This is a genomic window from Streptomyces sp. NPDC006879 (assembly GCF_042869595.1).
In the GTDB taxonomy this organism is placed as follows: domain Bacteria; phylum Actinomycetota; class Actinomycetes; order Streptomycetales; family Streptomycetaceae; genus Streptomyces.
The window spans coordinates 1-25,630 of sequence record NZ_JBIAGC010000011.1 but is presented as its reverse complement, the minus strand read 5'-3'; the positions used below and the strand labels follow the sequence as shown (position 1 = coordinate 25,630).

Annotated in this window: 29 protein-coding genes and 1 pseudogene; 16 read left to right on the top strand and 14 right to left on the bottom strand. The window is 70.4% G+C overall.

All coding sequences use genetic code 11. The annotated features are described in order from the left end of the window. Positions 1-12 precede the first annotated feature (12 nt). Positions 13-633: a DUF461 domain-containing protein gene (locus tag ACFYMC_RS11485; RefSeq protein ID WP_388522379.1), complete on the top strand. Its 621-nt coding sequence runs from the start codon at positions 13-15 to the stop codon at positions 631-633. A gap of 91 nt (positions 634-724) precedes the next feature. On the opposite strand, the gene ACFYMC_RS11480 is transcribed toward ACFYMC_RS11485, so the two are convergent. After that, complete coding sequence (locus ACFYMC_RS11480; RefSeq protein ID WP_388522376.1) at positions 725-1,405, bottom strand: response regulator; 681 nt, start codon at positions 1,403-1,405, stop codon at positions 725-727. Continuing rightward, the gene (locus tag ACFYMC_RS11475; RefSeq protein ID WP_388522373.1) at positions 1,402-2,655 is read right to left on the bottom strand and encodes a sensor histidine kinase; all 1,254 of its coding nucleotides are present in this window, start codon (positions 2,653-2,655) and stop codon (positions 1,402-1,404) included. The genes ACFYMC_RS11480 and ACFYMC_RS11475 overlap by 4 nt, the downstream gene beginning before the upstream one ends. Positions 2,656-2,841: 186 nt before the next feature. Between ACFYMC_RS11475 and phoU the strand changes: the two genes are divergently transcribed. Then, positions 2,842-3,513 carry a phosphate signaling complex protein PhoU gene (gene phoU / locus ACFYMC_RS11470; RefSeq protein ID WP_388522371.1) on the top strand — a complete coding sequence of 224 codons (672 nt, stop codon included), beginning with the start codon at positions 2,842-2,844 and terminating at the stop codon, positions 3,511-3,513. Between the two features lie 68 nt (positions 3,514-3,581). Beyond that, positions 3,582-3,776, top strand: coding sequence for a hypothetical protein (locus ACFYMC_RS11465; RefSeq protein WP_388522714.1), 195 nt, complete (start codon positions 3,582-3,584; stop codon positions 3,774-3,776). 140 nt (positions 3,777-3,916) lie between these two features. Here the strand turns inward: ACFYMC_RS11465 and ACFYMC_RS11460 are convergent, their stop codons facing one another. Continuing rightward, positions 3,917-4,678: a phosphoglyceromutase gene (locus ACFYMC_RS11460; RefSeq protein ID WP_388522369.1), complete on the bottom strand. Its 762-nt coding sequence runs from the start codon at positions 4,676-4,678 to the stop codon at positions 3,917-3,919. Positions 4,679-4,827: 149 nt separating this feature from the next. Here ACFYMC_RS11460 and ACFYMC_RS11455 point away from each other — a divergent pair, with 149 nt between their 5' ends. Further along, positions 4,828-6,165 (top strand): MDR family MFS transporter, encoded by a 1,338-nt coding sequence (locus ACFYMC_RS11455; RefSeq protein WP_388522367.1) that lies wholly within the window; start codon positions 4,828-4,830, stop codon positions 6,163-6,165. 45 nt (positions 6,166-6,210) lie between these two features. On the opposite strand, the gene ACFYMC_RS11450 is transcribed toward ACFYMC_RS11455, so the two are convergent. Both ACFYMC_RS11450 and mshA read right to left on the bottom strand, forming a co-directional pair. Further along, complete coding sequence (locus ACFYMC_RS11450) at positions 6,211-6,750, bottom strand: YbjN domain-containing protein (protein ID WP_388522365.1); 540 nt, start codon at positions 6,748-6,750, stop codon at positions 6,211-6,213. Further along, entirely contained in the window at positions 6,743-8,107 is a 1,365-nt protein-coding gene (gene mshA / locus ACFYMC_RS11445; protein WP_388522363.1) for a D-inositol-3-phosphate glycosyltransferase, read from the bottom strand. Before mshA ends, ACFYMC_RS11450 begins: the two co-directional genes overlap by 8 nt. Before the next feature lie 297 nt (positions 8,108-8,404). Here mshA and ACFYMC_RS11440 point away from each other — a divergent pair, with 297 nt between their 5' ends. After that, positions 8,405-9,217: a class I SAM-dependent methyltransferase gene (locus ACFYMC_RS11440; protein WP_388522360.1), complete on the top strand. Its 813-nt coding sequence runs from the start codon at positions 8,405-8,407 to the stop codon at positions 9,215-9,217. A 34-nt stretch (positions 9,218-9,251) separates the two neighbouring features. On the opposite strand, the gene ACFYMC_RS11435 is transcribed toward ACFYMC_RS11440, so the two are convergent. Both ACFYMC_RS11435 and ACFYMC_RS11430 read right to left on the bottom strand, forming a co-directional pair. Next, on the bottom strand, positions 9,252-10,481 hold the full coding sequence (locus ACFYMC_RS11435; RefSeq protein ID WP_388522358.1) for a hypothetical protein: 1,230 nt from the start codon (positions 10,479-10,481) through the stop codon (positions 9,252-9,254). Continuing rightward, positions 10,478-10,960 (bottom strand): hypothetical protein, encoded by a 483-nt coding sequence (locus tag ACFYMC_RS11430; protein ID WP_388522355.1) that lies wholly within the window; start codon positions 10,958-10,960, stop codon positions 10,478-10,480. The genes ACFYMC_RS11435 and ACFYMC_RS11430 overlap by 4 nt, the downstream gene beginning before the upstream one ends. A 317-nt stretch (positions 10,961-11,277) precedes the next feature. Between ACFYMC_RS11430 and ACFYMC_RS11425 the strand changes: the two genes are divergently transcribed. Together ACFYMC_RS11425 and ACFYMC_RS11420 are read left to right on the top strand one after the other, a co-directional pair. Then, positions 11,278-12,321: an NlpC/P60 family protein gene (locus tag ACFYMC_RS11425; RefSeq protein WP_388522689.1), complete on the top strand. Its 1,044-nt coding sequence runs from the start codon at positions 11,278-11,280 to the stop codon at positions 12,319-12,321. 288 nt (positions 12,322-12,609) lie between these two features. Next, a complete protein-coding gene (locus ACFYMC_RS11420; protein WP_388522352.1) occupies positions 12,610-13,947 on the top strand; it encodes a PP2C family protein-serine/threonine phosphatase in 1,338 nt (445 codons plus the stop codon). Between the two features lie 26 nt (positions 13,948-13,973). Here the strand turns inward: ACFYMC_RS11420 and ACFYMC_RS11415 are convergent, their stop codons facing one another. The 4 genes from ACFYMC_RS11415 to ACFYMC_RS11400 all read right to left on the bottom strand — a co-directional run bounded on the left by ACFYMC_RS11415 (position 13,974) and on the right by ACFYMC_RS11400 (position 16,534). Continuing rightward, the gene (locus ACFYMC_RS11415; RefSeq protein WP_388522350.1) at positions 13,974-14,315 is read right to left on the bottom strand and encodes a DUF2516 family protein; all 342 of its coding nucleotides are present in this window, start codon (positions 14,313-14,315) and stop codon (positions 13,974-13,976) included. Positions 14,316-14,431: 116 nt separating this feature from the next. Then, entirely contained in the window at positions 14,432-15,043 is a 612-nt protein-coding gene (locus ACFYMC_RS11410) for a hypothetical protein (RefSeq protein ID WP_388522348.1), read from the bottom strand. A gap of 26 nt (positions 15,044-15,069) precedes the next feature. Further along, on the bottom strand, positions 15,070-15,447 hold the full coding sequence (locus ACFYMC_RS11405; protein ID WP_388522345.1) for a helix-turn-helix domain-containing protein: 378 nt from the start codon (positions 15,445-15,447) through the stop codon (positions 15,070-15,072). Between the two features lie 493 nt (positions 15,448-15,940). Beyond that, entirely contained in the window at positions 15,941-16,534 is a 594-nt protein-coding gene (locus ACFYMC_RS11400) for a hypothetical protein (RefSeq protein WP_388522343.1), read from the bottom strand. Positions 16,535-16,655: 121 nt separating this feature from the next. Between ACFYMC_RS11400 and ACFYMC_RS11395 the strand changes: the two genes are divergently transcribed. The 7 genes from ACFYMC_RS11395 to ACFYMC_RS11365 all read left to right on the top strand — a co-directional run bounded on the left by ACFYMC_RS11395 (position 16,656) and on the right by ACFYMC_RS11365 (position 21,211). After that, on the top strand, positions 16,656-17,252 hold the full coding sequence (locus ACFYMC_RS11395) for a DinB family protein (RefSeq protein WP_388522340.1): 597 nt from the start codon (positions 16,656-16,658) through the stop codon (positions 17,250-17,252). 105 nt (positions 17,253-17,357) lie between these two features. Then, a complete protein-coding gene (locus tag ACFYMC_RS11390) occupies positions 17,358-17,777 on the top strand; it encodes a helix-turn-helix transcriptional regulator (RefSeq protein ID WP_388522337.1) in 420 nt (139 codons plus the stop codon). 10 nt (positions 17,778-17,787) lie between these two features. Continuing rightward, positions 17,788-18,201: a VOC family protein gene (locus tag ACFYMC_RS11385; RefSeq protein ID WP_388522335.1), complete on the top strand. Its 414-nt coding sequence runs from the start codon at positions 17,788-17,790 to the stop codon at positions 18,199-18,201. A gap of 224 nt (positions 18,202-18,425) precedes the next feature. Next, positions 18,426-18,893: a hypothetical protein gene (locus tag ACFYMC_RS11380; protein WP_388522332.1), complete on the top strand. Its 468-nt coding sequence runs from the start codon at positions 18,426-18,428 to the stop codon at positions 18,891-18,893. Positions 18,894-19,063: 170 nt separating this feature from the next. Next, positions 19,064-19,660, top strand: coding sequence for a dihydrofolate reductase family protein (locus tag ACFYMC_RS11375; RefSeq protein WP_388522330.1), 597 nt, complete (start codon positions 19,064-19,066; stop codon positions 19,658-19,660). A gap of 132 nt (positions 19,661-19,792) precedes the next feature. Next, positions 19,793-20,704, top strand: a complete 912-nt coding sequence (gene bla, locus ACFYMC_RS11370; protein ID WP_388522328.1) for a class A beta-lactamase — start codon at positions 19,793-19,795, stop codon at positions 20,702-20,704. A 9-nt stretch (positions 20,705-20,713) separates the two neighbouring features. Beyond that, on the top strand, positions 20,714-21,211 hold the full coding sequence (locus ACFYMC_RS11365; protein ID WP_388522325.1) for a GNAT family N-acetyltransferase: 498 nt from the start codon (positions 20,714-20,716) through the stop codon (positions 21,209-21,211). Between the two features lie 27 nt (positions 21,212-21,238). On the opposite strand, the gene ACFYMC_RS11360 is transcribed toward ACFYMC_RS11365, so the two are convergent. Together ACFYMC_RS11360 and ACFYMC_RS11355 are read right to left on the bottom strand one after the other, a co-directional pair. After that, positions 21,239-22,531, bottom strand: a complete 1,293-nt coding sequence (locus ACFYMC_RS11360) for a GNAT family N-acetyltransferase (RefSeq protein WP_388522322.1) — start codon at positions 22,529-22,531, stop codon at positions 21,239-21,241. Between the two features lie 75 nt (positions 22,532-22,606). Continuing rightward, positions 22,607-23,188: an ABC transporter substrate-binding protein gene (locus tag ACFYMC_RS11355; protein WP_388522319.1), complete on the bottom strand. Its 582-nt coding sequence runs from the start codon at positions 23,186-23,188 to the stop codon at positions 22,607-22,609. A 124-nt stretch (positions 23,189-23,312) separates the two neighbouring features. Between ACFYMC_RS11355 and dtd the strand changes: the two genes are divergently transcribed. Beyond that, the gene (gene dtd, locus ACFYMC_RS11350; RefSeq protein WP_388522316.1) at positions 23,313-23,738 is read left to right on the top strand and encodes a D-aminoacyl-tRNA deacylase; all 426 of its coding nucleotides are present in this window, start codon (positions 23,313-23,315) and stop codon (positions 23,736-23,738) included. A gap of 77 nt (positions 23,739-23,815) precedes the next feature. Here dtd and ACFYMC_RS11345 read toward each other — a convergent pair whose 3' ends face one another. After that, complete coding sequence (locus ACFYMC_RS11345; RefSeq protein ID WP_388522313.1) at positions 23,816-24,805, bottom strand: YgfZ/GcvT domain-containing protein; 990 nt, start codon at positions 24,803-24,805, stop codon at positions 23,816-23,818. Between the two features lie 49 nt (positions 24,806-24,854). Here ACFYMC_RS11345 and ACFYMC_RS11340 point away from each other — a divergent pair. Beyond that, a pseudogene (locus tag ACFYMC_RS11340) lies at positions 24,855-24,982 on the top strand (IS5/IS1182 family transposase); the annotation flags it as partial. Positions 24,983-25,630: the final 648 nt, after the last annotated feature.

Here is a 25,630-nt window from a genome sequence, read left to right as displayed (position 1 = left end):
GTTGCCGCCGCCGTGAGCCGCAGCCTTCGACGCGGCGCCCTCGCCGCCGTCGCCATCGTGTTCTCGATCGCCTCGCTCTCCGCATGCGGTGCGGGCCTCAACGCCCAGACGATGGAGGTCAAGCCGGACAACCCCGAGGTCACCGTCGGCGACGTGAAGATCCAGAACGCTCTGGTCATCACTCAGCCCGAAGCCTCCGCGGAGGGTCCGGCCGTGGTCTCCGCGACGATCTTCAACGCCGGTGACTCGGCAGAGACACTGGAGAACATCAAGCTGGACGGCGGGCCCGGCACGATCAAGCTGACCGCCGCCCAGGGCAGCGGACCGGTGACCGTCCCCGCCGGCGGCTCGGTCGTGCTCGGCGGCAAGGGCAACGCCTCCGCCACCATCCAGGGCGGCCGTGAGTCGGTCAAGGACGGCGACGCCCAGAAGCTCACCTTCGGGCTGAGCAAGACCGGCGACGTCGCTATCAACGCCTTCGTGGTCCCCGCCAAGGGGTACTTCGACAGCTGGGGCCCGACGGAGCGCCCGGCGCCCACCGCGACCCCCTCGGCCTCGGCCTCGACCACCCCGGCCGGTGAAGGCGAGCACGGCGCCGAGGGCGAGGACGCTGAGCACGAGTCGGGCCACTGAGCCCCTCGGCCCCTGACGGCCGCCCGTCCTGCACGGAAGGCGCCCCCACCCGTTCGGGTGGGGGCGCCTTCCGTGCAGGTAGCAAGATTTCCTAGGGCTCGAACTTGTAGCCCAGCCCACGGACCGTGACCAGGTAGCGCGGGGCGCTCGGGTCCGGCTCGATCTTGGCGCGCAGTCGCTTGACGTGGACGTCCAGGGTCTTGGTGTCACCCACGTAGTCCGCGCCCCAGACCCGGTCGATCAACTGCATCCGGGTGAGCACCCGACCCGCGTTGCGCAGCAACATCTCCAGCAGGTCGAACTCCTTCAGCGGCAGATCGACCTTGCCGCCACCCACGGTGACCACGTGCCGGTCCACGTCCATGCGCACCGGCCCCGCTTCCAGGGCCGCCGGGGTGACCTCCTCCGGCTCGCCGCGGCGGCGCAGCACCGCACGGATGCGGGCCACCAGCTCACGCGAGGAGAAGGGCTTGGTCACATAGTCGTCGGCTCCTATTTCCAACCCGACGACCTTGTCGATCTCGCTGTCCTTCGCGGTCACCATGATGACCGGCACGTTCGAACGGCCGCGCAGCTGCCGGCACACCTCGGTACCGGGCAGTCCGGGCAGCATCAGGTCGAGGAGGACGAGATCGGCACCGTTGCGCTCGAACTCGTCGAGCCCCTCGGGACCGGTCGCCGCGATGGCGACCTCGAAACCCTCCTTGCGGAGCATGTAGGACAGGGCGTCGCTGAAGGATTCCTCATCCTCGACGACGAGCACTCGGGTCACGGAAGGACCTCCGGAGCAGGGATGACTGGTTCTGGGCCGTTCAGGTGATGTACAGCGGGCGCTGAGGCCGGACCGCGGGAGCCGCTGCCGCGCGAAAGTGCGGCTTCCGGCAGGCGCAGGGTGAAGGTGGACCCCTGTCCTTCCGAGCTCCATACGGTGACCTCACCGCCGTGAGAGGCGGCCACGTGTTTGACGATGGCCAACCCCAGCCCCGTACCGCCCGTGGCGCGGGAGCGGGCCGGGTCCACTCGGTAGAAGCGCTCGAAGATGCGCTCCCGGTCCTTCTCGGGAATGCCGATGCCCTGGTCGGTCACGGCTATCTCGATCAGTTCTCCGCCCGGCGCGGAGACCCGGCGGCCGGCGATGCCGACACGGGTATGGGCCGGGCTGTAGTTCACGGCGTTCTCGACGAGATTGCCGAGCGCCGCCGCGAGCTGTCCACGATGCCCCCATACGCAGAGGTCGGCGGTGCCGCCCGCGGCCATCGTGATCTGCTTGGCGGAAGCCGTGTGGCGGCAGCGGTCGATGGCCTCGGCGACCAGCTCCTCCACCCGCACCGACTCCGCGTCGTCCAGCGGGTGGTCGTTCTGCACCCGAGAGAGGTCGATGAGTTCCTGGACCAGATTGGTCAGGCGGGTCGCCTCGATCTGCATGCGCCCGGCGAAGCGGGTGACGGCCTCGGGGTCGTCGTGGGCGTCCATGACGGCCTCCGAGAGCAGGGAGAGCGCTCCCACGGGGGTCTTCAGCTCGTGGGAGACATTGGCGACGAAGTCCCGGCGCACCGCTTCGATCCGCCGTGCCTCGGTGAGATCCTCCACCAGCAGCAGCACCAGTCGGGAACCGAGGGGAGCCACCCGGGCCGATACGGCCAGCGCCTCCCCGCGCCCCGTACCGCGCCGCGGTAGTTCCAGCTCCACCTGTCGTATCTCGCCGTCCCGGCGGGTGTCGCGGGCCATGTGCAGCATCGGTTCCACGGCCAGCTTGCCCCCGCGGACCAGGCCGAGGGCGTAGGCCGCCGAGCTGGCCTTGACCACCGCGTCCGCCTCGTCGAGGACCACGGCGGAGGAGCGCAGGACGGAGAGGACGGTGTCCACACCGGGGGGCAGTACCGCGTTGATGTCCGGGCGCATGGAGCTCCTGGTGGGGCGGGCCTGGTCGCGCTCGCTCCAGCGGAACGCCAGCATGGCGATGACACCGGTGCACAACCCGGCGATCGCTGCCGCTGCGGCGACCGCCGCGTTCACGTCCATGTGTCCAGGTTAAGCAGCGTCGGCGACACTTCCACAGCCGTTCGGGTGGCAGCTCGAACAGTCGTCGCCCAGAGTTCACCATGGGGACGGAGTTGGTTCACTTGCGGTGTCGGCTCCCGACGCGTCAGCGACGGACCGTGGGAGCGTGGGGGCCGCCAGCCTCCGAAGGAAAAAGAGAGGGACACCATGCGGGACGCGTACCACGAGGAACTGGACTCCATCGGCGAAGGCCTGGTCGAGATGGCCCGGCTCGTCGGGTCCGCGATCGGGCGAGCCACGACGGCCATGCTCGACGCCGACCTGAAGCTCGCGGAGAGCGTGATCGCCGCGGACCAGAAGATCGACGACCTCCAGCACGACCTGGAAGCCAGGGCCATCGCGCTCCTCGCCCGCCAACAGCCCGTCGCCACCGACCTTCGGATCGTGGTGACCTCCCTGCGGATGAGCGCCGACCTGGAGCGCTCCGGCGACCTCGCCCAGCACGTGGCCAAGCTGGCCCGGCTGCGCTTCCCCGACACCGCGGTCCCGCGCGACCTGCACGCCACCTTGCTGGAGATGGGCCAGCTGGCCCAGCGCCTGATGGCCAAGGCCGCGGAGGTCATCATCACCAAGGACGTCGACCTCGCCCTCCAACTGGAGACCGACGACGACGAGATGGACCAGCTGCACCGCACGCTCTTCCAGCACCTGATGGACGACCGCTGGAAGCACGGCATCGAGACCGCCGTGGACGTGACGCTGCTGGGCCGCTACTACGAGCGCTTCGCCGATCACGCCGTGTCCGTGGCCAAGCGCGTGGTGTACCTGGTCACCGGTGAGCACGCCGACGAGCTCCAGGCCCCCATCGAGACCTCCTGACCCGAGGGCCCGCCCGGGGAAGTCCCGACCCAATGCGCCGTTGACGCGCCCGCAGCACTGGGCATGCAATGAGCAGCAGGCAGTACGACGCCTCACAGCAGTACGCCTTCGAGGAGGACCCCATGGCCGATTCGCCCCTGCCCACCCCCGAACCCGAGCCCCAGCCCGTCGAAGTGGTCCGTCTCCCGCTGCTCGGCGCCTGTGGTTGCGGCTCCGGCTGCGGCTGCGGCTGCCAGTCCGGCGCCCCCTGCCAATGCGGCTGACCAGTTACTGACCCCGGCACGCTCGGGCCCGGGTACGACCAAGCTCCCTGCCGGCGGAGGTTCCCGCCGGCAGGGAGCTTGGTCGTGTATCGGCCCCCGCCCCGCGCCGTATGCGCAGGTCGGGGGCATGATCACAAAACTTACTTCTTCTTGCCCTGATTCTTGACGGCCTCGATGGCGGCTGCGGCGGCCTCCGGGTCGAGGTAGGTGCCGCCCGGGTTGAGGGGCTTGAAGTCGGCGTCGAGCTCGTAGGAGAGCGGGATGCCGGTGGGGATGTTAAGGCCCGCGATGGCCTCGTCGGAGATCCCGTCGAGGTGCTTGACCAGGGCGCGCAGGGAGTTTCCGTGCGCGGCGACCAGCACCGTACGACCGGCGAGCAGGTCCGGGACGATGCCGTCGTACCAGTACGGCAGCATGCGGACGACGACGTCCTTCAGGCACTCGGTCCTGGGCCGCAGCTCCGGCGGGATGGAGGCGTAGCGCGGGTCCTCGCTCTGGGAGAACTCGGTGCCGTCTTCAAGGGCCGGCGGCGGGGTGTCGTAGCTGCGGCGCCAGAGCATGAACTGCTCCTCGCCGAACTCGGCGAGTGTCTGGGCCTTGTCCTTGCCCTGGAGGGCGCCGTAGTGGCGCTCGTTCAGACGCCAGGAACGGTGCACCGGGATCCAGTGGCGGTCCGCCGACTCCAGCGCCAGCTGGGCGGTGCGGATGGCGCGCTTCTGGAGCGAGGTGTGCACCACGTCGGGGAGCAGACCGGCGTCCCTCAGCAGCTCACCGCCGCGGACCGCCTCCTTCTCACCCTTCTCGTTGAGGTTGACGTCCACCCAACCGGTGAACAGGTTCTTCGCGTTCCACTCGCTCTCGCCGTGACGGAGGAGGATCAGCTTGTACGGTGCGTCGGCCATGCGTACGAGCCTAATGGACGGGGTAACGCGCCCGCGCGCGGCCGGATAGCTACGCGACGGTAGATGAGCAAGTTAATTCGGTGGCCCCCCAGAACCCCTCCTGCGTAATGTGCGGTGCGCATGACTGACACTTACACCATGGGGGGAACATGTCCGTCGCCAGCCTCAGACGCGCCGCACGCGAGAGCGTCAGCGGACTACCTCCGGCCTTCTGGTGGCTATGGACGAGCACCCTCATCAACCGTCTCGGCGCCTTCGTCGCCACGTTCACCACGCTCTACCTCACCCTGGAACGCGGCTACTCCGCCTCCTTCGCCGGGCTCGTGGTCGCCCTGCACGGCCTGGGCGGCGTGATCTCCTCCCTGGTTTCCGGCGTGATGACGGACCGGCTCGGACGCCGCCCCACCCTGCTGCTCTCCCAGACCTCCACCGCCGCCGCCGTGGCACTGCTCGGCTTCATGCAGCATCCCCTGACCATCGCAGCCGCCGCCTTCCTCGTCGGCGTCACCTCCAACGCCTCCCGCCCCGCGGTGCAGGCGATGATGGCCGACATCGTCCGCCCCGAAGACCGGGTGCGGGCCTTCGCGCTCAACTACTGGGCGATCAACCTCGGTTTCGCCGTCTCCTCCGTCGCCGCCGGGTTCATCGCCCAGTACAGCTACCTCGCCGGGTTCCTCGGAGAGGCTGCCCTCACCCTCGTGTGCGCCGTTCTGGTGTACGTGAAGCTGCCCGAGTCACGACCGCTGAAGTCCGAGGGCACGGGCAGCGAACCACCAGCCGTGAGCCTGGGCACGGTGCTGCGGGACCGCCGTTTCATGGGAGTGGTCGGGCTGTCCTTCCTCATCTCCCTGATCTTCACCCAGGGCTCCGTGGGCCTGCCCGTCGCCATGGGCGCCGAGGGCTTCACCCCCGCCGACTACGGCCTGGTGGTGGCCGTCAACGGTGTCCTGATCGTCGTCCTGCAGATTCCGGTGACCCGGTTCATCGAGCACCGTGACCCGCAGAAGCTGCTGGTGATCTCGGCGCTCCTGGCGGGCTACGGCTTCGGTCTGACCGCGTTCGCCGGATCGTTGGCCGTCTATGCCATGACCGTGGCCGTCTGGACCCTGGCCGAGATCGTCAACTCACCGACCCAGACCAGTCTGGTGGTCCGCCTCTCCCCGACTCATGGCCGGGGCCGCTACCAGGGCGTCTACACCATGTCCTGGGCGGTGGCCTCGCTCGTCGCGCCACTGCTGGCCGGCTTCGCGATCGACCACTACGGCGCCCCTGCGCTGTGGGGAGCGACGACCGTACTGGGCACCCTCGCCGGAGCCGGCTACTGGCTCCTGATGCGGAACCTGCCGCGGCACGACGTCTCGGTGGTCGTCTGCGACCCGCCACAACCCACGCCCGCCGGGGACCACGAGAGGCTGCCCGCCCCGGTCAACGGAAGCCCGGCGCCACAGGGCACCACGGGCGTACCCGCCAAGGAGGCGGTCTCCTGAGAGCCGGCCCGCTGGGGCCGTATCCCCCCGTTGCCCCAGGGGGCCTCAGGGGGCCCCAGGGGTGGACGGCCCGGAGGCGCGCTGCGCCAACGGGTCGGTCAGGTGCTTGAAGGCTTCGAGATTGCGGGTGGACTCCCCGCGGGAGATCCGCCACTCGTACTCGCGGCGGATGGCGCCGGCGAACCCCAGTTCCAACAGGGTGTTGAAGACACCGTCCGAGGCCTCCAGGACCGTGCCGAGGATCTTGTCGATCTCCTCCTCGGTGACCACCGACAGCGGCAGCTTGCCCACCAGGTAGATGTCCCCGAGCCGATCGATGGCGTAGCTGACCGCGTAGAGGCGCAGGTTGCGTTCCAGCAGCCAGCGGTGCACTCCGGCGTCGTTCTCATCGGGGTGGCGGACGACGAAGGCGTTCACCGACAGCGAGTGCTGGCCGATCCGCAAGGAACAGGTGGTGGACAGCTTGCGGGTGCCGGGCAGCTTCACCACGTACGAGCCCGGCTCCGCCGTCTCCCACTCCAAACCGGCCCCAGCCAGCGCGGATTCGATGACCTGTGCGATACCGGTGTCGATCCTGTCAGCCATGGTGGGAGCGTACGCGACGGCGGTGCTCGGACATGGCCGCGGTGTAGACGTCCGCCGTGCCGGAAGCGGCCGTGTCCCAGCCGAAGGCCCGGGCGTGCCGCGCCGCCGCCTCGCCCATCGTGGCGGAGAGCTGCGGCTCCTCGATGAAGCGACGCAGACGCTCGGCGTAGTCGTGTGGCTGGTGACCGGCCACCAGCATGCCGGTCACGCCGTCGCGGACCGCGACCGGCAGCCCGCCGACCGCGGCGGCCAGTACCGGGGTGCCGGCGGCCTGCGCCTCGATCGCGACCAGCCCGAAGGACTCGCTGTAGGAGGGCATGACCAGGACCGATGCGGCGCGGAACCAGTCGGCCAGACGGTCCTGCCCTACCGGCGGCTGGAAACGCACCAGGTCCGCGATGCCCAACTTCGCCGCGAGCTTCTGCAAGCCCTCCGGCCGGGCCAGTCCACTGCCGCTGGGCCCGCCCACCACGGGCACCACGAGCCTGGACCGCAGCGACGGATCGTGCCTCACCAGCTCCGCGACCGCGCGCAGGAGCACATCGGGGGCCTTCAACGGCTGGATGCGGCCCGCGAACAGCGGGATCACCGCGTCCTGAGGCAGCCCCAGCCGGGCCCGGGCGGCAGCACGGCCGTCCGCCGGGCGGAAACGTTCCAGGTTGACTCCGGGGTGCACCACAGCGACCTTGCCGGGATCGGCTTCGTAGTGCCGAACCAGCTCGTCGGCCTCCTCCGAGGTGTTGGCGATCAGACGGTCCGCGGCCCGGACGATCTGCGTCTCGCCGATGACCCGGGCAGCGGGCTCGGGGGTGTCCCCCGCGGCCAAGGCCGCGTTCTTGACCTTGGCCATGGTGTGCATGGCATGCACCAGAGGCACGCCCCAGCGTTCCGCGGCCAGCCAGCCGACATGGCCGGAGAGCCAGTAGTGCGAGTGCACCAGATCGTAGTAGCCGGGCCGGTGCCCGGCCCAGGCCTGCATCACGCCGTGGGTGAAGGCGCACAGCTGGGCCGGCAGATCCTCCTTGGCCAGCCCCTCGTAGGGGCCCGCATCCACATGCCGCACCAGGACGCCGGGCGCGAGTTCGACCACGGCATCGAGGCCGCCGGCGGTGGCCCGGGTGAAGATCTCCACCTCGATGTTGATCGCGGCAAGACGGCGCGCGAGCTCGACGATGTAGACGTTCATGCCGCCCGCGTCTCCGGTGCCCGGCTGGTGCAGCGGCGAGGTGTGCACGCTGAGCATGGCGATCCGGCGCGGCTTGCGGTGGTGGACCGGCAGCCTCAGCCGGGGCGGCGTGCCGAGCGGCGAGCGCCCGGCGGCGAGCCTGCCACCGAGCCGGGACACGTACTGACTCACGCGACCGGTCCTCTCGCTCTGGGCGCTGATGTTCTGCTCTGAGCTACCTGCATGCTGTCCCGTCCTGCTGCCCGGCCCGGCGGGCCCGAGCGCCACGGGGGCACTGCGGGCATGACACAGGGAGGGCGCATCGTGCTTCCTGCCTGCACCCGCGGACCTCCGGCTGGTGTCAACAACAACAGGTCGGACCGCATTTCCCCTTTGCCAAATAGTTACCGCGGCCTCACAGCGGTGGCCGGCGCCCCCGGCGGTCCGTCCGGAGCGGACCGCCGGGGACCACCGCATACCCTCGTGGACATGGCCCCGCCCCGCTCCCCCGCCCCCTCCCGCCCCGTGGGGACCGTCACCCGCGGGACCACCAATCCGAACCGCCTGCGCCGCATGGACCGGTGGATCGCCGCGACCCACGGAGCCGCACTGCGCCGCTCTCCCGACCCCGTGGCGGTGGACCTCGGCTACGGCGCGGCGCCCTGGACAGCGGTGGAGCTCCTGGCCCGGCTGCGCGCCGCCGCCCCTGCCGTCCGGGTCGTCGGCATCGAGATCGAGCCCGCCCGGGTCGCTGCGGCGCAGCCGTACGAGCGGGACGGCCTGACCTTCCGGCACGGCGGTTTCGAGGTGCCACTGCCTGATCAACGGCGTCCGGCGCTGATCCGGGCCGCGAACGTGCTGCGCCAGTACGAGGAGGAGCAGGTCGCGGCGGTCTGGAGTCGGTTGTGCGACCGGCTGGCGCCGGGCGGGCTACTGGTCGAAGGCACCTGCGACGAGATCGGGCGCCGGCACGTCTGGGTGGCGCTGGGCCCCGAAGGGCCGCGCACGGTCACCTTCGCGACCCGCCTGGGCTCGCTACAGCGCCCCTCCGACCTGGCAGAACGGCTCCCCAAGGCACTCATCCACCGCAATGTCACAGGCGAGCCCGTACACGCCTTCCTCCGCGACTTCGACCGGGCCTGGGCAGCCGCCGCCCCCTACGCCACGCTCAGCGCGCGCCAGCGTTGGATCCGCACGGCGAGTGCGCTCTGCGCCGACTGGCCCGTCACGGACGGGCCGCGACGCTGGCGGCAGGGTGAGCTCACGGTGCGCTGGGACGCGCTTCGACCCGACTGGTCCTGAGCCCGGCCACCACCCACCGGGGCCCGGAGAGACGTCACACTTTGGTGCGCGCCGTCCCCACCATCCGCGCCAACAGCTCGATCGCCGCGAGTCCCGCGCCGACCTGCGAAGGGCGGGCCCTTTCCGGCCCGCCCGCCTCCCGGGCGGCCTGCGGCTCGCCCCCGGGGGGCGAGCCGAGCCAGTGGTTCCAGCAGGCACGAGCGGCCTCAAGCCCGGCGTCACCGGGGGGAGCGACCGTCTCCCAGTCGCGGACGACGACTTCCAGGAGTTCGACCGCCTCGGCCACCGCCCCCGCCTGCGCGGTCATGCTCGCGTGCGTGGTGCGGTAGGCGAGGATGCCGGGGTCGTCGTGGGCGAAGGCCCGCATCCCGTCCGTGACCACCTCGGACATCAGCTGCACCGCCTGGAGGAGCCTCAGGGCCTGGCCCGGGTTCCGGTCGGAGAGGCGCCCCAGGTCCCGCAGTTCGCCGGCGAACCGCGCGCGGGCCATCAGGCCCTGACGGGTCAGGGCCGTCCCGTGGGCCGGGTTCGCGCCGATGGCGAGGTCCCCGCTGAAGTTCACCGACCGCTGGGCCGGGGTCGGCCGCGCCGGCCGGGCAGCCGGCAAGCTGACGCCGAGGCGGCGGTAGACGGTGGCGAGGTCCAGGTGACGGCCGCCGTCCGGGATGCCGTGGTCGAGGAGGTGGAGCAGTCCCTCGGTGAAGGCGGTGTGCCGCCGGCCGGCTTCGGCGTGCGCCTTGCGGGTCGGGCCGGTCGCCGTCAGCAGGTGGATGTGTGAGGCGGAGGCGGCGTCCACGGCCCTCCCCGAGAAGCAGCAGTCCAAGATCGCGACCCGGTAGTGCGCCCGTACGCCCTTCATCGACTCGAAGACGGCGCTGACCGGCAACGAGGTGCGGGTGGTACGGCCGACCCTGTCCTCGGAGCCGGGCAGGGCCAGGCACAGTTGCTTGTCCTCGTTCAACAACCCGTGCCCGGCGTAGTAGAAGAGGAGCAGGTCGAGCTCGGTGCCGGAACCGGGCGAGGGGAGCGCGTCGAGGACCGCGTCCGCGGACGCCGGATCGAGCAGGGCCTGGACGTGGGCCGGGTCGAAGAGTCCTGACTTCCCGGTGAGGGAGGCCTCCAGGTCCGTCAGGTTCGCCGAGACCTGGGGGATTGGAAGGAGTTCGCTTGGCGTCTGGTGGGTGGCCGTGGCGGTGAGCACGGCCCGGGAGCTGTCACGGTCCGGAACCCGGATGCCCCAGTCGGCACTGTCCGTACGGCTCAACTGGCCCCCTCGGTCATTCCGGAGCCCGTCGGATCGCCGTGGCCGCCGCCGCCCTCCCGGTCGGACGCGGCCTGCGCCGGGTCCGTATCCGTGACGAACTGCTCCATTCTCGCGACCACTTCACCGAGGTCCTTGCGGTCGGCGGTGGCGTGCATCCGCGTGCCGTCCGCACGGGTGACCTGGAAGCTGATCTGGCGGTTCTTCACTCGCTGCGCGAGCCACAGACCGAAGGCCCCGGTGCCCATGGTGAGCAGTGACTCGGCGGCGGTGATCAACTCCACTGCCTCTGCAAGGGCTCCCATCTCACCGGGCTTGGCAGGGTCCATCACCAGGCGGGCCAGCCCGCCGAGGTCCTCGTCGTCGTTGAACCATTCGGCGAGGTCGCGGGCAAGGCCGTCGGCATCGGCGGCGTCGGCGTCGAAACGGATGGCGAGTCCGGCGAGGTGGTCCGGTGATCGAGGTGCGGGCGGCTGGTCCACGGTGTGCTCCCCTCCCCCGGGCGGGACCCCAGGGCCGTCGCTTCACCTTGGCACAGCTAGGAGCCGGCCGGGTGGCGGATGGGGAACCGACAGCGCCTGCGGTGACGTTGGTCGGGGGGCGGGCCGGCCCGTGGGGGCGCTTTGGAATGATGTGGCGGCGGGTGGGTTCCCAGGGGTGCAGGGGGCTGTCGGTTTGCCGGGAGTCATGGCACCATCCATCCGTTGACAACAAGTTACTGACGGTAAATCAGATGACGGTCCAGCCGACTGACCCGACCGGCGCGACCGACGACCGCATCACCGTCCGAGGGGGGACTGTGAACCGACGCCACGGGGTCAGCGTGCTCACGCTGATCTGCGCCACGGCCATCCTGGGCATCCCGGTCACGGCGCACGCCGAACCACGGCCCGAGCCCGTCACCAACGCCCCCCTGGAACAGGTGCGCAAGGAGATACGGGACCTGTACCGCGAGGCGGCGTCGGCCACCGACGCGTACAACCTCGCCGGCGAAGAGGCCAAGCGACAGTCCGACCAGATCGTCACCGTCGCACGCCGGATCGCAGAGGGACAGTCCCGCATCGACGACCTCAAGAACCGCGCCGGGGCAGCCGCCCGCGCCCAGTACCGCACCGGCGGCCTGCCTCCGGGCGCCCAACTGGCACTGAGCAACAGCCCCGAACGGTTCCTCAGCGGCGCCGGACGGCTCCAGCAGGGCCACCGAGCCACCATGGACGTGATCAGCGAACTCCAGCGCAGCCAACTCGACCTCCAGCAGTACGCCTCGGACGCCAGCTCCCACTATCGGACGCTGGAAGCCAACCTGCGGAAGAAGGAAGCCGCGAAGCGGGAGGTCACCGAGAAGATCGCCGCCGCCAAGCAGCTGGAGGACCGGCTCGAAGCCGAGGAGAAGGCCCGCCTCCTCCAACTGGAACGCGAAGAGGAGTACCGCGAGCAACGCAAGTGGCTTAACTCGGGTGCGCTGAAGGACACGAAGGGCACTGCCACCGAAGCCGGCAGGCAAGCCGTGGCCTACGCCATCAAGCAGATCGGCAAGCGCTACGTCTGGGGCGCCGCCGGCCCCGACACCTTCGACTGCTCGGGGCTGACCTCCCAGGCCTGGCTCGCGGCCGGCACGAAGATCCCGCGCACCTCACAGGAGCAGCTGCGCCTGCTCCCCAAGGTGGCGGTCAAGGACATGCGCCCGGGCGACCTCATCATCTACTTCAAGGACGCCAGCCACGTCGCCCTGTACGTGGGCGACGGCAAGATGGTCCACGCCCCCCGCCCGGGGCGCAACATCACCATGGCCGGCGCCGGCTCGATGCCGATCCTCGCGGTGGTCCGCCCCGAGTCCGGCTGAGCCCGCGCCGGGCCGGGGCCAGAGTGCCTCCCCGACCACCCGCGCGGCACTCCACGCACCCGCCACGAGCCGGGCACAGACCCCGTGGCGCAGGTCTCATCCGCATGCCGCACGGGGGTGACGTTCGTCATCCCCCGCCCCGCCTTCCCCGGTGGATTGGGCATTCGACCATCGCCGATCTTCCCTGGCCATTCCGATTCCGTGGCGGCTACCGCTATGGTCCCGATCTGATGTGGCGCCGCCCGGCGCCCGTCACCGCACCCCTGGGGGAGGGAAGGAAGCGAGACGATGCCCGTACCCGTACCGCGGCAGAGGGACGTCCCGGCCGCGGACAGCGGTCAGGCCGCTCTGCCCACCGGAACCCTCACCCTGCTGGTCATCGAAGACGACCCGATGGGTGGGATCACCGTCCCGGAAATGCTCGACGCCGCCGGCAACCGGATCCGGATCCGCACCGCACGCAACCTCACCGAAGCCGAACGTCTCCTCACCGACGACGTCCACTGCATCCTGCTCGACCTGTCGCTCCAGAATCGGCAGGCACTCGCACCGATGGCCGCGGTGGTGGGCGCACCAGGGCACGCCAGCTCCCGCGGACTCGCGCCGGCCACCGGCCCGACCGCGCCCACCGGGCCCCACGAGGACGAACTGGCGACCCTGCGGGAGGTCCTACGCCTCGCGCCACGGCACGCCGTGCTCGTCCTGACCGCCGAGGACGACACCGAGCGGGCCGCGGAAGCAGTGCGGGTGGGCGCCCAGGACTACCTGTTCCGGCACGAGCTCGACAACCGCCTGCTGACCCGGGCGATCCGCTACGCAGTGGAACGCAAACGTGCCGACATCGCCCAGTACAAACTTGCAGAATCGAAACTGCGCGCTCAGGAGAACGCCCGCCTCGAACGCGGCCTTCTCCCCACCCCGCTCCTCCAGGGCTCGGACCTGCACTTCGCGGCCCGCTACCGCCCCGGTCGCAGCCGCGCGCTGCTCGGCGGGGACTTCTACGACGTGGTCCGCACCCCGGACGGGACCGTCCACGCGATGATCGGCGACGTCTGCGGGCACGGCCCCGACGAGGCTGCCCTCGGCGTGGAACTGAGGATCGCCTGGCGGACGCTGACCCTGGCCGGGCTGTGCGGGGACGCGCTGCTGTCCACCCTCCAGGAAGTACTGGAGGCGGAACGGGACAGCGAGGAGATCTTCGCGACCCTGTGCACCGTGGACATCGCCTCGGACGGACGGCGCGCCGGCCTCTGCCTCGCCGGACACCCCGCCCCACTGGTCCTGCGCCCCGACCTGCCCGCCCAACTGCTGCCCTACGAGAACAACGGTCCGGCACTCGGCCTGCTGCCACGGGCCCGCTGGCCGCGCCGCCAGGTGGAGCTCGGTGGCACATGGAGCCTGATGCTCTACACCGACGGCCTGATCGAAGGCCGGATCGGCGAGGGCACCGAACGGCTCGGACAGGACGGCATGGTGTCGATCATCAACAGCCGCCTGGAACAGGGCCTGCGCGGAGAGGCCCTCCTGGACTCCGCCGTGACCGAGGCGCGCAGGCTCAACGGCGGTGAGCTGACCGACGACGTGGCCGTGGTGCTGCTCGACCGCGAATCAGGCCGCCGCAGCTGAGCCCGCGAGGACCCACGGCCCCGCTGTCAGCGACCGCCGTTGTACGGCCCGTACGGCCCGTCGCTACTGCTGCCACGGCGACCGCCACCGCCTCCTCCGCCCGAGACCTGCTTCAGCGCCGGACGCACGTCCACCATGAACACGATCGAGGCGATCAGCCCGGCGATCTGGAGGAAGAGCATCGGTAGCAGCAGGTTCACCAGCACGGCGATCCCGAGGATCACCAGCCAGAACGGCTTGGTCTGCTTGCCCGCCGCTCGGTAGGCGTCCTCGCGCGCAAAAGCGGCGAAGCCGAAGGCAACGGCCGCCAGGACCAGCATCGCCGCGAACAGCAACCCCGTGAAGATGTTGAATCCTTCGAGCAACATGCCATGCACCGCCTATGTGGAAATTGGCCTCGCGGCCAAGGTACTCGGACAACGCACCGGACACCCTCCCAGGTGCCCGGTCCGTCGGCCCGATCTTGACGCGGCTCCCCGCCGGATCACTCCGCCGCCGGCTCCGTGGCCGGAGCGGACTTCTTCGCCGCGGTCTTCCGCGCCGCGGGCTTCCGCGCCGGCTTGGCCTCTGCGGGCTTCGTCTCCTGCACCGGAACCGCCACGGCGGCCGGCTCCGCCGACTTCTGCGCGGGCTTCTGCGCGGGCTCCGGCTCGACGATCTCGGCGAACTCGACGATCTCCTCGGTCAGGTCCCCGCGCCAGGTACGCACCGCGAGCTCACCGTGCTCGGCGACCCGCTCGTAGGTCTCGCGGGCCTTGACGGCGTACTCAGCTGCCACACCCACGCCACGCAGCGCCAGGTCCTGGGCGCTCTCACCCAGCTTCTTCAGGTCGGTGTCGAAGGACTCCATGACCTCGCTCACCTTCGCGGTGACGGCGGCCTGGGCCTCCTTGGCCTTCTCCTGGGCCTTCCCCTGAACGACCTTGGGGTCGGCGTTGCGTACGGCTTCGATACGCGAGGGGGCCTCGACACGCAGCTGCTCGATCAGACCGGGCAGCTTCCTGGCCTGCTGCACGGCGAGGTCAGCCGTGCCAGCGGCGAAGTAGAGGGGAGTCGGGTCGGCGAAGGTCTTGCGCAGGTCATCAGTGATGGCCATGACTGGTGGTCCTCCCGGATCTCGGTTCAGTCGCTCGGTGGCATCTCTTCGTCGATATCGAGCGCGTTCTCCTTGCGGAACGACTCGTAGATCTGGATCAGTACCTGCTTCTGCTGCTCACTGATCGAGGGATCGGCGAGTATCGCGGCCCGCGTCTCGACTTCGTCGGGCGCCCGCTCGTCGAGGATTCCGGCCTGCACGTAGAGGGTCTCGGCAGAGATCCGCAGGGCCTTCGCCAACTGCTGGAGGATGTCCGCGCTCGGTTTGCGCAGGCCGCGCTCGATCTGGCTGAGGTAGGGGTTTGACACCCCCGCGGCCTCCGCCAGCTGCCGCAGCGAGAGCTGCGCCTGCCGACGCTGCTCCCGTAGGTAGCCGCCGAGATTGCCGACGTTGAGCGATGCCATGCGTCGATACTCCCCCTTGTTGCTAACTTTTGCAAGCACACCGCTTGCAAAAGTGTTCGCACAACGGTTGCCCGTGTGTGACTGAGCAAGACAGCTGTCACTTGAGCAGGACACCTGCCACCGCCCAGCCTGGTGGACTCCCGTGCAGGCGAGGACTGCGCTGGCGTCGTCGGCGAGGAAGAGCGTGAAGGCCCACGTCCGGTCCGGTGAGAAGATGCAGCCGATCCTGACCTGAGCGGCTTCGAGCCGGGTGAGGATGTCGACGGTGGACGGCAAGGCGAGAGTCTCAGTACCTCGCTTCCTCGTCCGTCGCAGGCGAGCCGCGTAGATGCCGGCAGGCTCCTGACTGGGAACGCGGCCGTCCCATACGACGAAGTCGCCTCCGTCGAGAAGCGCCGCTCTGGCGACTACGCAGGCCGTGGTCTGGTCTCGTAGCATCCCGGCGAGTTCCGCCCGATCCATCCGCCGTCCTCCCGCGTGCGGTCCCGTTGTCTCAGTCGTCAAGGTGGAACTCAGGTCGGGTCCAGAGGGTGAGGTCACTGCTGGTGGCGACCGCCAGGGTCAGGCCGGAGGGAGAGAACCCGGCTGCGCGCAGTTCCGAGTACTCGCAGTGGAAGACGTGCCACCACGTCCCTCCCGCCGTTCCTTTGTGTGACCCGCCGTCCGCGGAGAGGATGACGCGGTCGTGGGGCCACTCGGGGCTGACGACGTCCAGGGTCCATCCGTCCGGCGTGGTGCTGTGCAGGCCCCCGCCGAAGAGTCCGGCTATGCGTACCGGGACGCCCGCGATCGGGCCGAGCCCGGGGCAGGTGAGGTCCGGGTGGCCGTCGGGGGTGCTCGTGTCCGGGTCCGGGTCCCGGTCGCGGGCGATCTTCTCGCCGGTGACCGCGTCGAAGAGTCCACGGCCGTCGCCGGACACGACCATGACGAGGTCGTGTCCGCTGTCGGGATGGACGGCGAACCCAATACCGACAAGGCCCCCGATAGGAGTCCTGCGGTCCATCACCGGCTGCCACGGCTCGGGAGCCGGCATGACGGTGGCGGCGAGATACCGCTCGCGCAGCTTCTGCTGGTACTCCGTGATCAAGTCGTCTCCTCGGTGCGATCCGCGTCGAGGGTCTCTCGCGCAACGGCCCACGTCGACTCGAATTCTTGGCGGGCGATCTCGGCACGCCCGCACCGGGTCGCGCGGGGCCCATAGTGGTCCGATGACCGAATCGAACATGAAGGCCGACCTGCGCCGCTCCCTGCAGTCAGCCCGCGACGCGCTGGTGTGGAAGCTTGAGGGGCTCTCGGAGTACGACGCCCGCCGCCCGCTGACGCCGACCGGCACCAACCTGCTGGGCCTCGTCAAACACGTGGCCGGCGTGGAACTGGGCTACCTCGGTGACAGCTTCGGGCGGCCCCCCGGTGAGCCACTGCCCTGGCTCGGAGAGGACGCCGAGCCCAACGCGGACATGTGGGCCGCCGCCGAGGAGTCGCGCGGAGGGATCGTGGACCTCTACCGCCGGGCATGGGCGCACTCCGACGCGACCATCGAGGCCCTGGCATTGGACACGGTCGGCAAGGTGGCGTGGTGGCCGGAGCACCGCAGTGAGCTGAGCCTGCACCGCGCCGTGGTGTACGTGATCTCCGATACGCACCGGCACGCAGGTCACGCGGACATCCTGCGGGAGCTCGTCGACGGCGCCGTCGGGGTGAGCGAGAGCGGGCACAGCATGGCCCCGGGTGATCCGACCTGGTGGGAGGGGTACCGGGGGCAGCTGGAGAGGGCGGCCCGGGAAGCCGGGCGGATCGCCCCCTGAGGGCCCGTCCCCCGGCCCCAGGCCGAGCCTCCCCACCCGCGACTGCTACGGCCCCGCGCATGCCAGGGCTCGTGCGGCTTCGCGGCGGCCGGTAACGTGCCGGGGGTGTCCCTCTCCGACCTCGTCCGGCTGCGCCAGGTGCGCGACCGGATGGACCGCGAGTACGCGCAGCCGCTGGACGTGCCGGCGCTGGCGCGGTCAGCCCTGATGTCGCCGGGCCACTTCTCACGCAGCTTCCGGGCCGCCTTCGGGGAGACTCCGTACAGCTACCTCATGACCCGCCGCATCGAGCGGGCCAAGGCGCTGCTCAGACGCGGCGACCTGACGGTGACGGAGGTCTGCATGGCGGTCGGCTGCACTTCCCTGGGCTCGTTCAGTTCACGTTTCACCGAGTTGGTCGGTGAGAGCCCCAGCGCCTACCGGGCGCGGGACCACGGCGACGGCGCCGCCATCCCGGCCTGCCTCTCCAAGATCCACACTCGGCCGATCAGGAACGGAGAAGCGGGCACCGACGTCGGTACGTAGCGTGGTGAGCATGGACCTCAAGCTCGCACAGTGCTTCATCTCCGTCGACGACCACGAGAAGGCCCTCGCCTTCTACCGGGACGTGCTCGGTCTGGAAGTCCGCAACGACGTGGGCTTCGAAGGGATGCGCTGGGTTACCGTCGGCTCCCCCTCGCAGCCGGACGTGGAGATCGTCCTCGAACCACCGCTCGCGGACCCGAGCGCCTCCGCGGCCGACCGCAAGACGATGACGGAACTGATGGCCAAGGGCCTGTTGCGCGGGGTCATCTTCCGGACGGAGGACTGCGACGCCACCTTTGAGCGCATCCGCGCCGCCGGCGGCGAGGTGCTCCAGGAACCGATGGACCAGCCCTACGGCGTCCGCGACTGCGCCTTCCGCGACCCCGCCGGCAACCTCCTCAGGTTCACCCAGCCACGCGGTTAGAGCGCACAGGGCCCTGGCCCCGGGGCCGGCGCCCTGTGTTCAGCACGTTCCAGGGGCGCTGCGGGGCTCCGGGCGCGATCCGCTCAGGGCTCCCCTCAGGGAAGGGTGCGACCCGAGAGGGAGCAGGGTCCAACCCGTGGGCTGACGGATCGCCCGGGGGCGGACTGGAGGATGGAAAACAGACCAAGAGCCATCCAACCTCCCCGAAAAGGAGTAGACGCACCATGAGCCGCATCTCTGTCCTCGCGTCCGTCACCGGAGTCGTCCTCGCCCTCGGCATCGCCGCAGCGGTCGCCACACCCGCCGCGATGGACTGGTACGACAACCGGCACCAGGAGTCGGACTCCTACGTCACGGGCGCACAGGCCAAGCAGGCCCGAGCCTCGGTGCCCCGCTGGCTGCCGGACGGCGCGAGCTCCGTCAAGTACGCCATGAAGACCACCGGCGGCGAGCGCCTGCTGAAGGCGGTCCTCCCGGGCGGCGAACTCCCGACCCAGTGCACGGCCGAGCCCACCGGGCGGGCGAAGGAGGTGCAGTTGGACGAGGACTGGTTCCCCCACGGCGCCCGGAAGAGGGCCACGGCGCGCTGCGGGCTGTACTACGCCTATGTCGACGGGGGCACCCTTTACGCCTGGCAGCACGACCAGGACTGGCTGGAGGCCGAGCGCGGCGCCCGCGACACCGCCTCCTGACGGAACGCCCGGCGCTCCGTCAGTCGCACGCGACGCCCTCCGCGCCGGATGCACATCGGAGCGCCGTGATCCAGATCACGGGCTTCTCTGCGCCGGACAGCGATGATTCCCGAGCGGCAACGGGGTCTACCCGTCGTCAGTACCGGAGCGAAAACGCAAGGAGCAGTCAGATGCGCGTCGTGGTGAGCGAGTTCATGAGCCTGGACGGCGTGGTGCAGGCGCCCGGCGGACCCGATGAGGACAAGGACGGCGGGTTCGCCCACGGGGGCTGGTCGCACCCGTTCTTCGACCCAGACGTGGTGGGCGGTGCCTTCTCCTCGGCACTGGAATCCGCCGAGGAGCTGCTGTTCGGGCGCCGCACCTGGCAGACGATGGCCGCAGCCTGGCCGAACCGGGCAGGAGGCCCTTTCGCCGACCGGATGAACTCCATGCCCAAGCACGTGGTGTCGGACACCCTGAAGGAGACCGAGCTGACCTGGGAGAACACCACGCGCATCCCGGGGACGACGGCCATGGAGGAAATCCGGGAACTGCGCGGCCGTGCGGGCGGGGACCTGTTGGTCATGGGAAGCCCCACTCTGGTGCGGTCGCTGCTGACCGAGGGGCTGGTCGACGAACTGCGCCTGATCATCATGCCGGTGCTCGTGGGCGGCGGGAAGTCGATCTTCCCCGAGGACGGCGGGCTGCGCCCCCTCGCGCTGGCCTCCACCGTCACCAGCAGCGCGGGGGTGCAGGTGAGCACCTACCGGCCGGTCGCCGATCGGTAGGCGGGCGCACCCTCCAGGCCGGGACGCAGCAGAGGCGATTCTCGGACGGAACCGGCCGGAACGAGAACCGCGGGGGCTGCCGCGCACGTATCGCCCCATGTCGCGATCCTGACTAGAGAGGCGCATGCGAACATGCCCGGACCGGAACACCGACCCTCCCGACGCACCGCACTGGCCCTGGGCGGCGGCAGCCTGCTGGCACTGGCCCTGCCCGAGCAGGCCTATGCCGCAAACCCCGCCGGAACACCGCTGACCAGGCGGCTGCGGGAGCTGGAGCAGAAGCACGGAGCGCGGCTCGGGGTGTACGCGCACGACACCGGCACCGGCCGGACCGTGCGTCACCGCGCCGAGATGCGCTTCCCGATGTGCTCACTGTTCAAGACCGTGGCCGCCGGCGCCGTCCTCAGGGACCTCGACCGCGAGGGCGAGTTCCTGGCCCGGCGCGTCCACTACACCCAGCAGGACGTGGAGCGCGCCGGCCACACCCCGGTCACCGGCGATCCCGAGAACGTCGCCGGTGGCCTGACCGTCGAGCAGCTGTGCGAAGCGGCCATCTGTCAGAGCGACAACGCCGCCGCGAACCTGCTCCTCGCCGAACTCGGCGGTCCCACCGCCCTCACCCGGTTCTGCCGTTCCCTCGGCGACTTCACGACCCGGCTCGACCGGTGGGAGCCGGAGCTGAACTCGGCCGAGCCCTGGCGCACCACGGACACGACCACCCCGCGGGCCATCGCCCGGACCTACGCACGCCTCACCCTGGGCAGTGCGCTCACCGCACCGGACCGGGCCCGACTGACCGACTGGCTCCGGGCCAACACGACCAGCGGCCAACGCTTCCGGGCCGGGCTACCGGCCGACTGGAGTGTGGCAGACAAGACCGGCGGGGGTGAGTACGGCACCAACAACGACGCGGGACTCGCCTGGCCGCCGAACCGGCCGCCCCTTGTCCTCGCCGTCCTGACGACCAAATCCACGCCCGAAGCGGCTGCGGACAACGAGCTGGTCGCCGAGACCGCCCGGCTGCTCGCCGCCGCCCTCGCCTAAGGAAGTGCGATGCCGCCGAACTGCACGCTCCAGCTCCTCGGTGCCCACCACGCCGAGCCCCTGCTCGCCTTCGAACGTGAGAACAGGGCGTACTTCGCCGCGTCGGTCCCCGACCGCGGGGACGCCTACTTCCAGGAGTTCGCCGCACGGCACGCCGCGCTCCTCGAAGAACAGGACCGCGGTCAGCACCGCTTCCACGTCCTCGTCGATGAGGACGGGGCCGTCCTCGGCAGGGTCAACCTGGTCGACGTCCGCGAGGACCACTCGGCCGACCTCGGCTTCCGCATCGCCGCCCGGGCCGCCGGTCGGGGTCTGGCCACCAGTGCCGTACGGGAACTGTGCGGCCGGGCCGGTGCCGACTACGGTCTGCGGGTGCTCCGCGCCGCCGCCACGCTCGACAACGCCGGCTCACGGACGGTCCTGACCCGCAGCGGCTTCCGACCGACCGGCCCGGTCGTGCTCGACGGCCGGGCCGGACTCGGGTTCCTGCGCGAGCTGCCGGCCTGAAAGCGTGCAGCCCGCCGCTGAGGCTCCTCAGAAGAGGTCCGGGCACCAGGGGCGCAGTGCGGTCCGGAACAGCAGCTCCGCAGATGCGATCGCACCCGGTGCGTGCTCGGTGATGCGCCCCAGCTCGGCCAGGCGGAGGGCGGAGGCGTCGCCCAGGTACAGGGATGCCAGGTCCGCGACCGTGAGGGTCAGTTCGGCCTGTTCGTCCGTCGGCGCGCACACCGAGCCGTCCGGCGCGGCGTCCAGCCGGAATCGGCCCCCGGCCAGACCCGCCTCGTCCACCACCTCCAGCACCAGCGACCCGGCCGCCGCGTACGTACGGGCCTCCAGCGCCCGCACGACGTCCAGCAGCCGTACCCACAGGTAGTCGGCGTGGGTCAGCAGACGGGCGGACCGCGGGTCCGGCAGGAACTGCGGAAGCAGGTCGTCCGGGGCGAGCGGGCAGGTGCGCACCTTCTGGACCCAGTCGATGGAGCAGACGAAGTGCCACAGGGCGCGTTCGGCTCGCACCGTGGCAGCGGTGATGTCCAGCACCGTCACCGTGTTGTCCGGGACCTTCGCGTCGGCCCACTTGTCGTCCGCCCGGTAACTGATCACGCCCTCCGGCTCGCCGTCCGGAGCCCGGTACAGGGCGAAGAACGTGCCCTTCCAGGGGCGGTGGGACAGCTCTTCCAGGCCGGTGTTCAAGCTCCACCACTGAGCGTCCCGGCTGATCACACCGGCACGCCGGGCGTACCGGCGGTTGTGCAGGCCGGGGCCCACCGCGCACACCTGCGCACCGTCCACCAGATCGATCCGGCCACCACAGTCGGGGCGTGACCAGCGCCGGTCAAGACCGGCTCGGCCCACCTCGATCTCCCACTCGCTCACGTGGGCCGCCGGCCCGAACCCGTAGCGCCCGTAGATGGGGTACTCGGCGGCGACCAGCGTGGCCAGCACCTCGCCCCGTTCCTTCGCCGCAACCAGTTCGGTGGCCATCATCCGGGTGAGCAGGCCGCGCCTACGGTGCGTGGGGGCGACCGTGACCTGGGAGACCGCCGAGGCGGGCACCAAGGATCCGCCCGGCACGGAGATCTGCTGCGGGAAGGAGCGGAAGGTGGCCACGCAGCCGCCGCCGAACTCCGGCGACTCGAAGGCGCCCAGGGTGCGACTCGGGTCGAACTGCTTGGCGCGCAGGGCCACGTCGGCCTCCGTCATCGCCGGCGGAGTCAGGAAGCCGACGTGTACGGCTCCCAGCCAGGAGGCCAGTTCGGCCTCCTGGACGGTACGGACTTCGAGGTCGCGTGGTGAGGGTTGCTGGGTCTCCTGGCTGGGCGTCATATCGCTCACGCTAGGCGCTGCCCCGCCCCCCTTGGCAAACGCAATACCGGCGCCCTTCGAGGTGCTCAGGGCGCTTCAGGCCAGCAGGTCGTCCACCTGCGCCTCACCCTCCCGGTACCGGCGGGTGATCTCCGCGCTACAGCCGTTGGCCGTGGTCTGGAGCTGCTGCCTGCTACGCGAGACCTGCTGCTCGTAGCGGACGAACTGGGCCATCGCCTGGTGCAGTTCCTCGTCGGTGCGGGCGGCGAGGTCCGAGAGCTCCACGTCGGCGAGCATCTCCGCGGCGAGGCGTCTGACCTCCTCGCTGTGCGGCGTGCCCAGGGTGACGTGCCGGGCCGAGGCGCTGCGCGAGGAGGGGGCGTCCGCGAGGATCTCCGGCAGTCGGTCCAGGACCCGCGCCTCCGGGTCGGCCCGGCGGGCCAGCTCGGCGCGCAGGATGTCGATCCGACCGTGCAACATGCGGCGTACGTAGCTCAGATCCGCCTCGTCGCGCTGTGCTTCCCGACGCAGCGCTCGCAGCTCGGGCAGTCGCAGCAGCGCCAGATCGGGGCGTGGGGCCACGGTGAGGCACTCGGCGTTGCGCTGGGCCGGTGGCCGCAGCGCCGCCGGGGCGGAGGCAGGACCGGAGGCTGAGTGTCCGGCGCCGGATGAATGCATGGATACGTCTCCCTCGACCGGTGCGGCGAACCGCACGCGTGCATGGTGCCACTCTCCGTGGTGCACGTGCAGTCGGCTGCACCCGATCGGCCCCGGACGGGTGCACGCCTGCTACACAGGAGGTATGCGAGCAGTGGTTCAGCGGGTCGACGGCGCACGCGTCCTCGTCGCCGGAGAGACAGTGGGCGAGATCGTCGGCGAGGGGCTGTGCGTCCTGGTCGGTGTGACGCACGAGGACACCCCGGAGAAGGCCGCGCAGTTGGCGCGGAAGCTGTGGTCCGTCAGGGTGTTGGAGGGCGAGAAGTCCTGCTCGGACGTGAACGCCCCTCTGTTGGTCGTCTCCCAGTTCACGTTGTACGGGGACGCGCGCAAGGGCCGTCGCCCCACGTGGAACGCGGCGGCACCCGGGGACGTCGCCGAACCGCTGGTTGAAGAGGTGGTGGCACAGTTGAGGGCACTGGGAGCCACGGTGGCGACCGGCCGGTTCGGCGCCGACATGCGGGTTACGCTGACCAACCACGGTCCGTTCACGGTTCTGATCGACATCTGACGGCGTCCTACGGGGGCGCCGCGCCGTGCACGGGCGTGGTGCCCCGAGGGGCCGGTGTTCCCCCGGGGCCGCTGTCGTCAGGGGGCGACCACGACCTCCTGGGAGGCCGCGGTCGTGCCGGCCAGCAACGCCGCGTCGACCGGTACGTTCCGCTTGACCAGGGCCAGGGCGATCGGGCCGAGCTCGTGGTGGCGCGCCGAGGTGGTGACGAAGCCGAGCTGGCGACCGTCCTCACCGTCGGCGGCCAGCCGGATCGGGGTGCCGTGCGCGGGCAACAGCACTTCGCTGCCGTCGAGGTGCAAGAAGACCAGCCGGCGCGGCGGCTTGCCCAGGTTGTGGACTCGGGCGACCGTCTCCTGTCCGCGGTAGCAGCCCTTCTGCAGGTGCACGGCCGTGCCGATCAAGCCCAGTTCGTGCGGGATGGTGCGGTGGTCGGTCTCGAAGGACAGCCGGGGTAGGTGGGCTTCCACGCGCAGCGCCTCGTGGGCCAGGATGCCGGCGGCCGGGCCGTGCTCGGCGGCGAAGCCCGCCAATTCGGTGCGTGGCAGGAACACGTCCCGGCCGTGCGCGGTCTCCCGTACGACGGTGTCCCGGGGGAGTTCGGCGATGGAGCCGGCGGGGAGGTGGACGACGGCGAAGTCGGCGGTGCGATCGGCCACTTCGACCCGGTAGAAGAACTTCATCGACTCCAGGTAGCCGATGAGCGCCTCCTGGGTGCCCGGTTCCACGTGGGCCCAGACCGTCTCGCCGTCGTCGACGAGGTAGAGCGCGTGCTCGATGTGACCGTGGGCGGTCAGGACCAGGGCCTCGGTGGCCTGTCCTACGGGCAGGTCACTGACGTGTTGGGTGAGGAGCAGGTGCAGCCAGCTGAGCCGTTCGGGTCCGTTGACGGCGATCACGCCGCGGTGGGAGAGATCAACGAATCCGCGACCATCCGCCAAAGAGCGCTGCTCTCGAAAGAGATCACCGTAGTGGGCGGCTACTCCCTCGTCCCGCCCTTCGGCGGGAACAGCGCCGGGCAGGGACAGCAGGGGGCTGGTCGGCGAAGACGTCGCATGAGGCTGCATACGGCCAAGCGTACGGCCAGGCCCTGAAGGGCTCTCCTGCGATCCCCGGCAGGCCCGAGCCGAGCGCGTCCTCGCCCGCACGAAGGTCTGGAAGATCCTCCGCGACTACCCAAGGGTGGTGGAGTCCATCACGCCACGCTCGGCATCGCCCGCATGCACGCCCTCGCCCTCGCTGGATGGGCCGATGGGCCGCACCACGACCACCCACGGCTGGGGCGAACCGAAGATGATGCGCGCTCCCACCCTCAGCCAGCGGGGTGACATAGCTGAATCTACTGCCTAACTAACTACACATTAAGGAAGTAAGGATTTCGCAGATTCCAGCTGGAAGGAAGTGAGATGCGAAATCCCTTCAGGTCGGAGCCGACTCGCGGCACCTCGACAAGGCGGTGGACATGGGCCTCCTGCGGAGTTCTGGTCTGTCTGGCGGTGACCGGTCTGGCGCTGCCGACGGCGGCAGCTGGTTCCCCTAAGGACGGGGAGCACGACCGCGTCGCCGCCGCCGATGGTAGGTCGACCGTCCCTTTGGGCGGCGACTGCAAGAAGTGCAAGCAAGGCCCCCCCCGTTATGTTTTCTGCGGTTCCGCAATGGGGCCGCTGGCCTCTGGGCCCGGCATGGCTGTGTCCCCCTGTCGAAGGCATGACCTGGGGGGTGGTGTCACCGGGTCCGGGGGTGTTCGTCGGAGACGCTGATCAGAGGTCCGGCCACCGTCCGGTCCGGCGCAATGCCGGACAGTTCGCGGGCGGCAGGTCTGCATAACGTGGATGCGCGAGCACGACACCCGAGCCGGGGCCGGCACCGCCAACACCCCCTGGGAAGGGGCA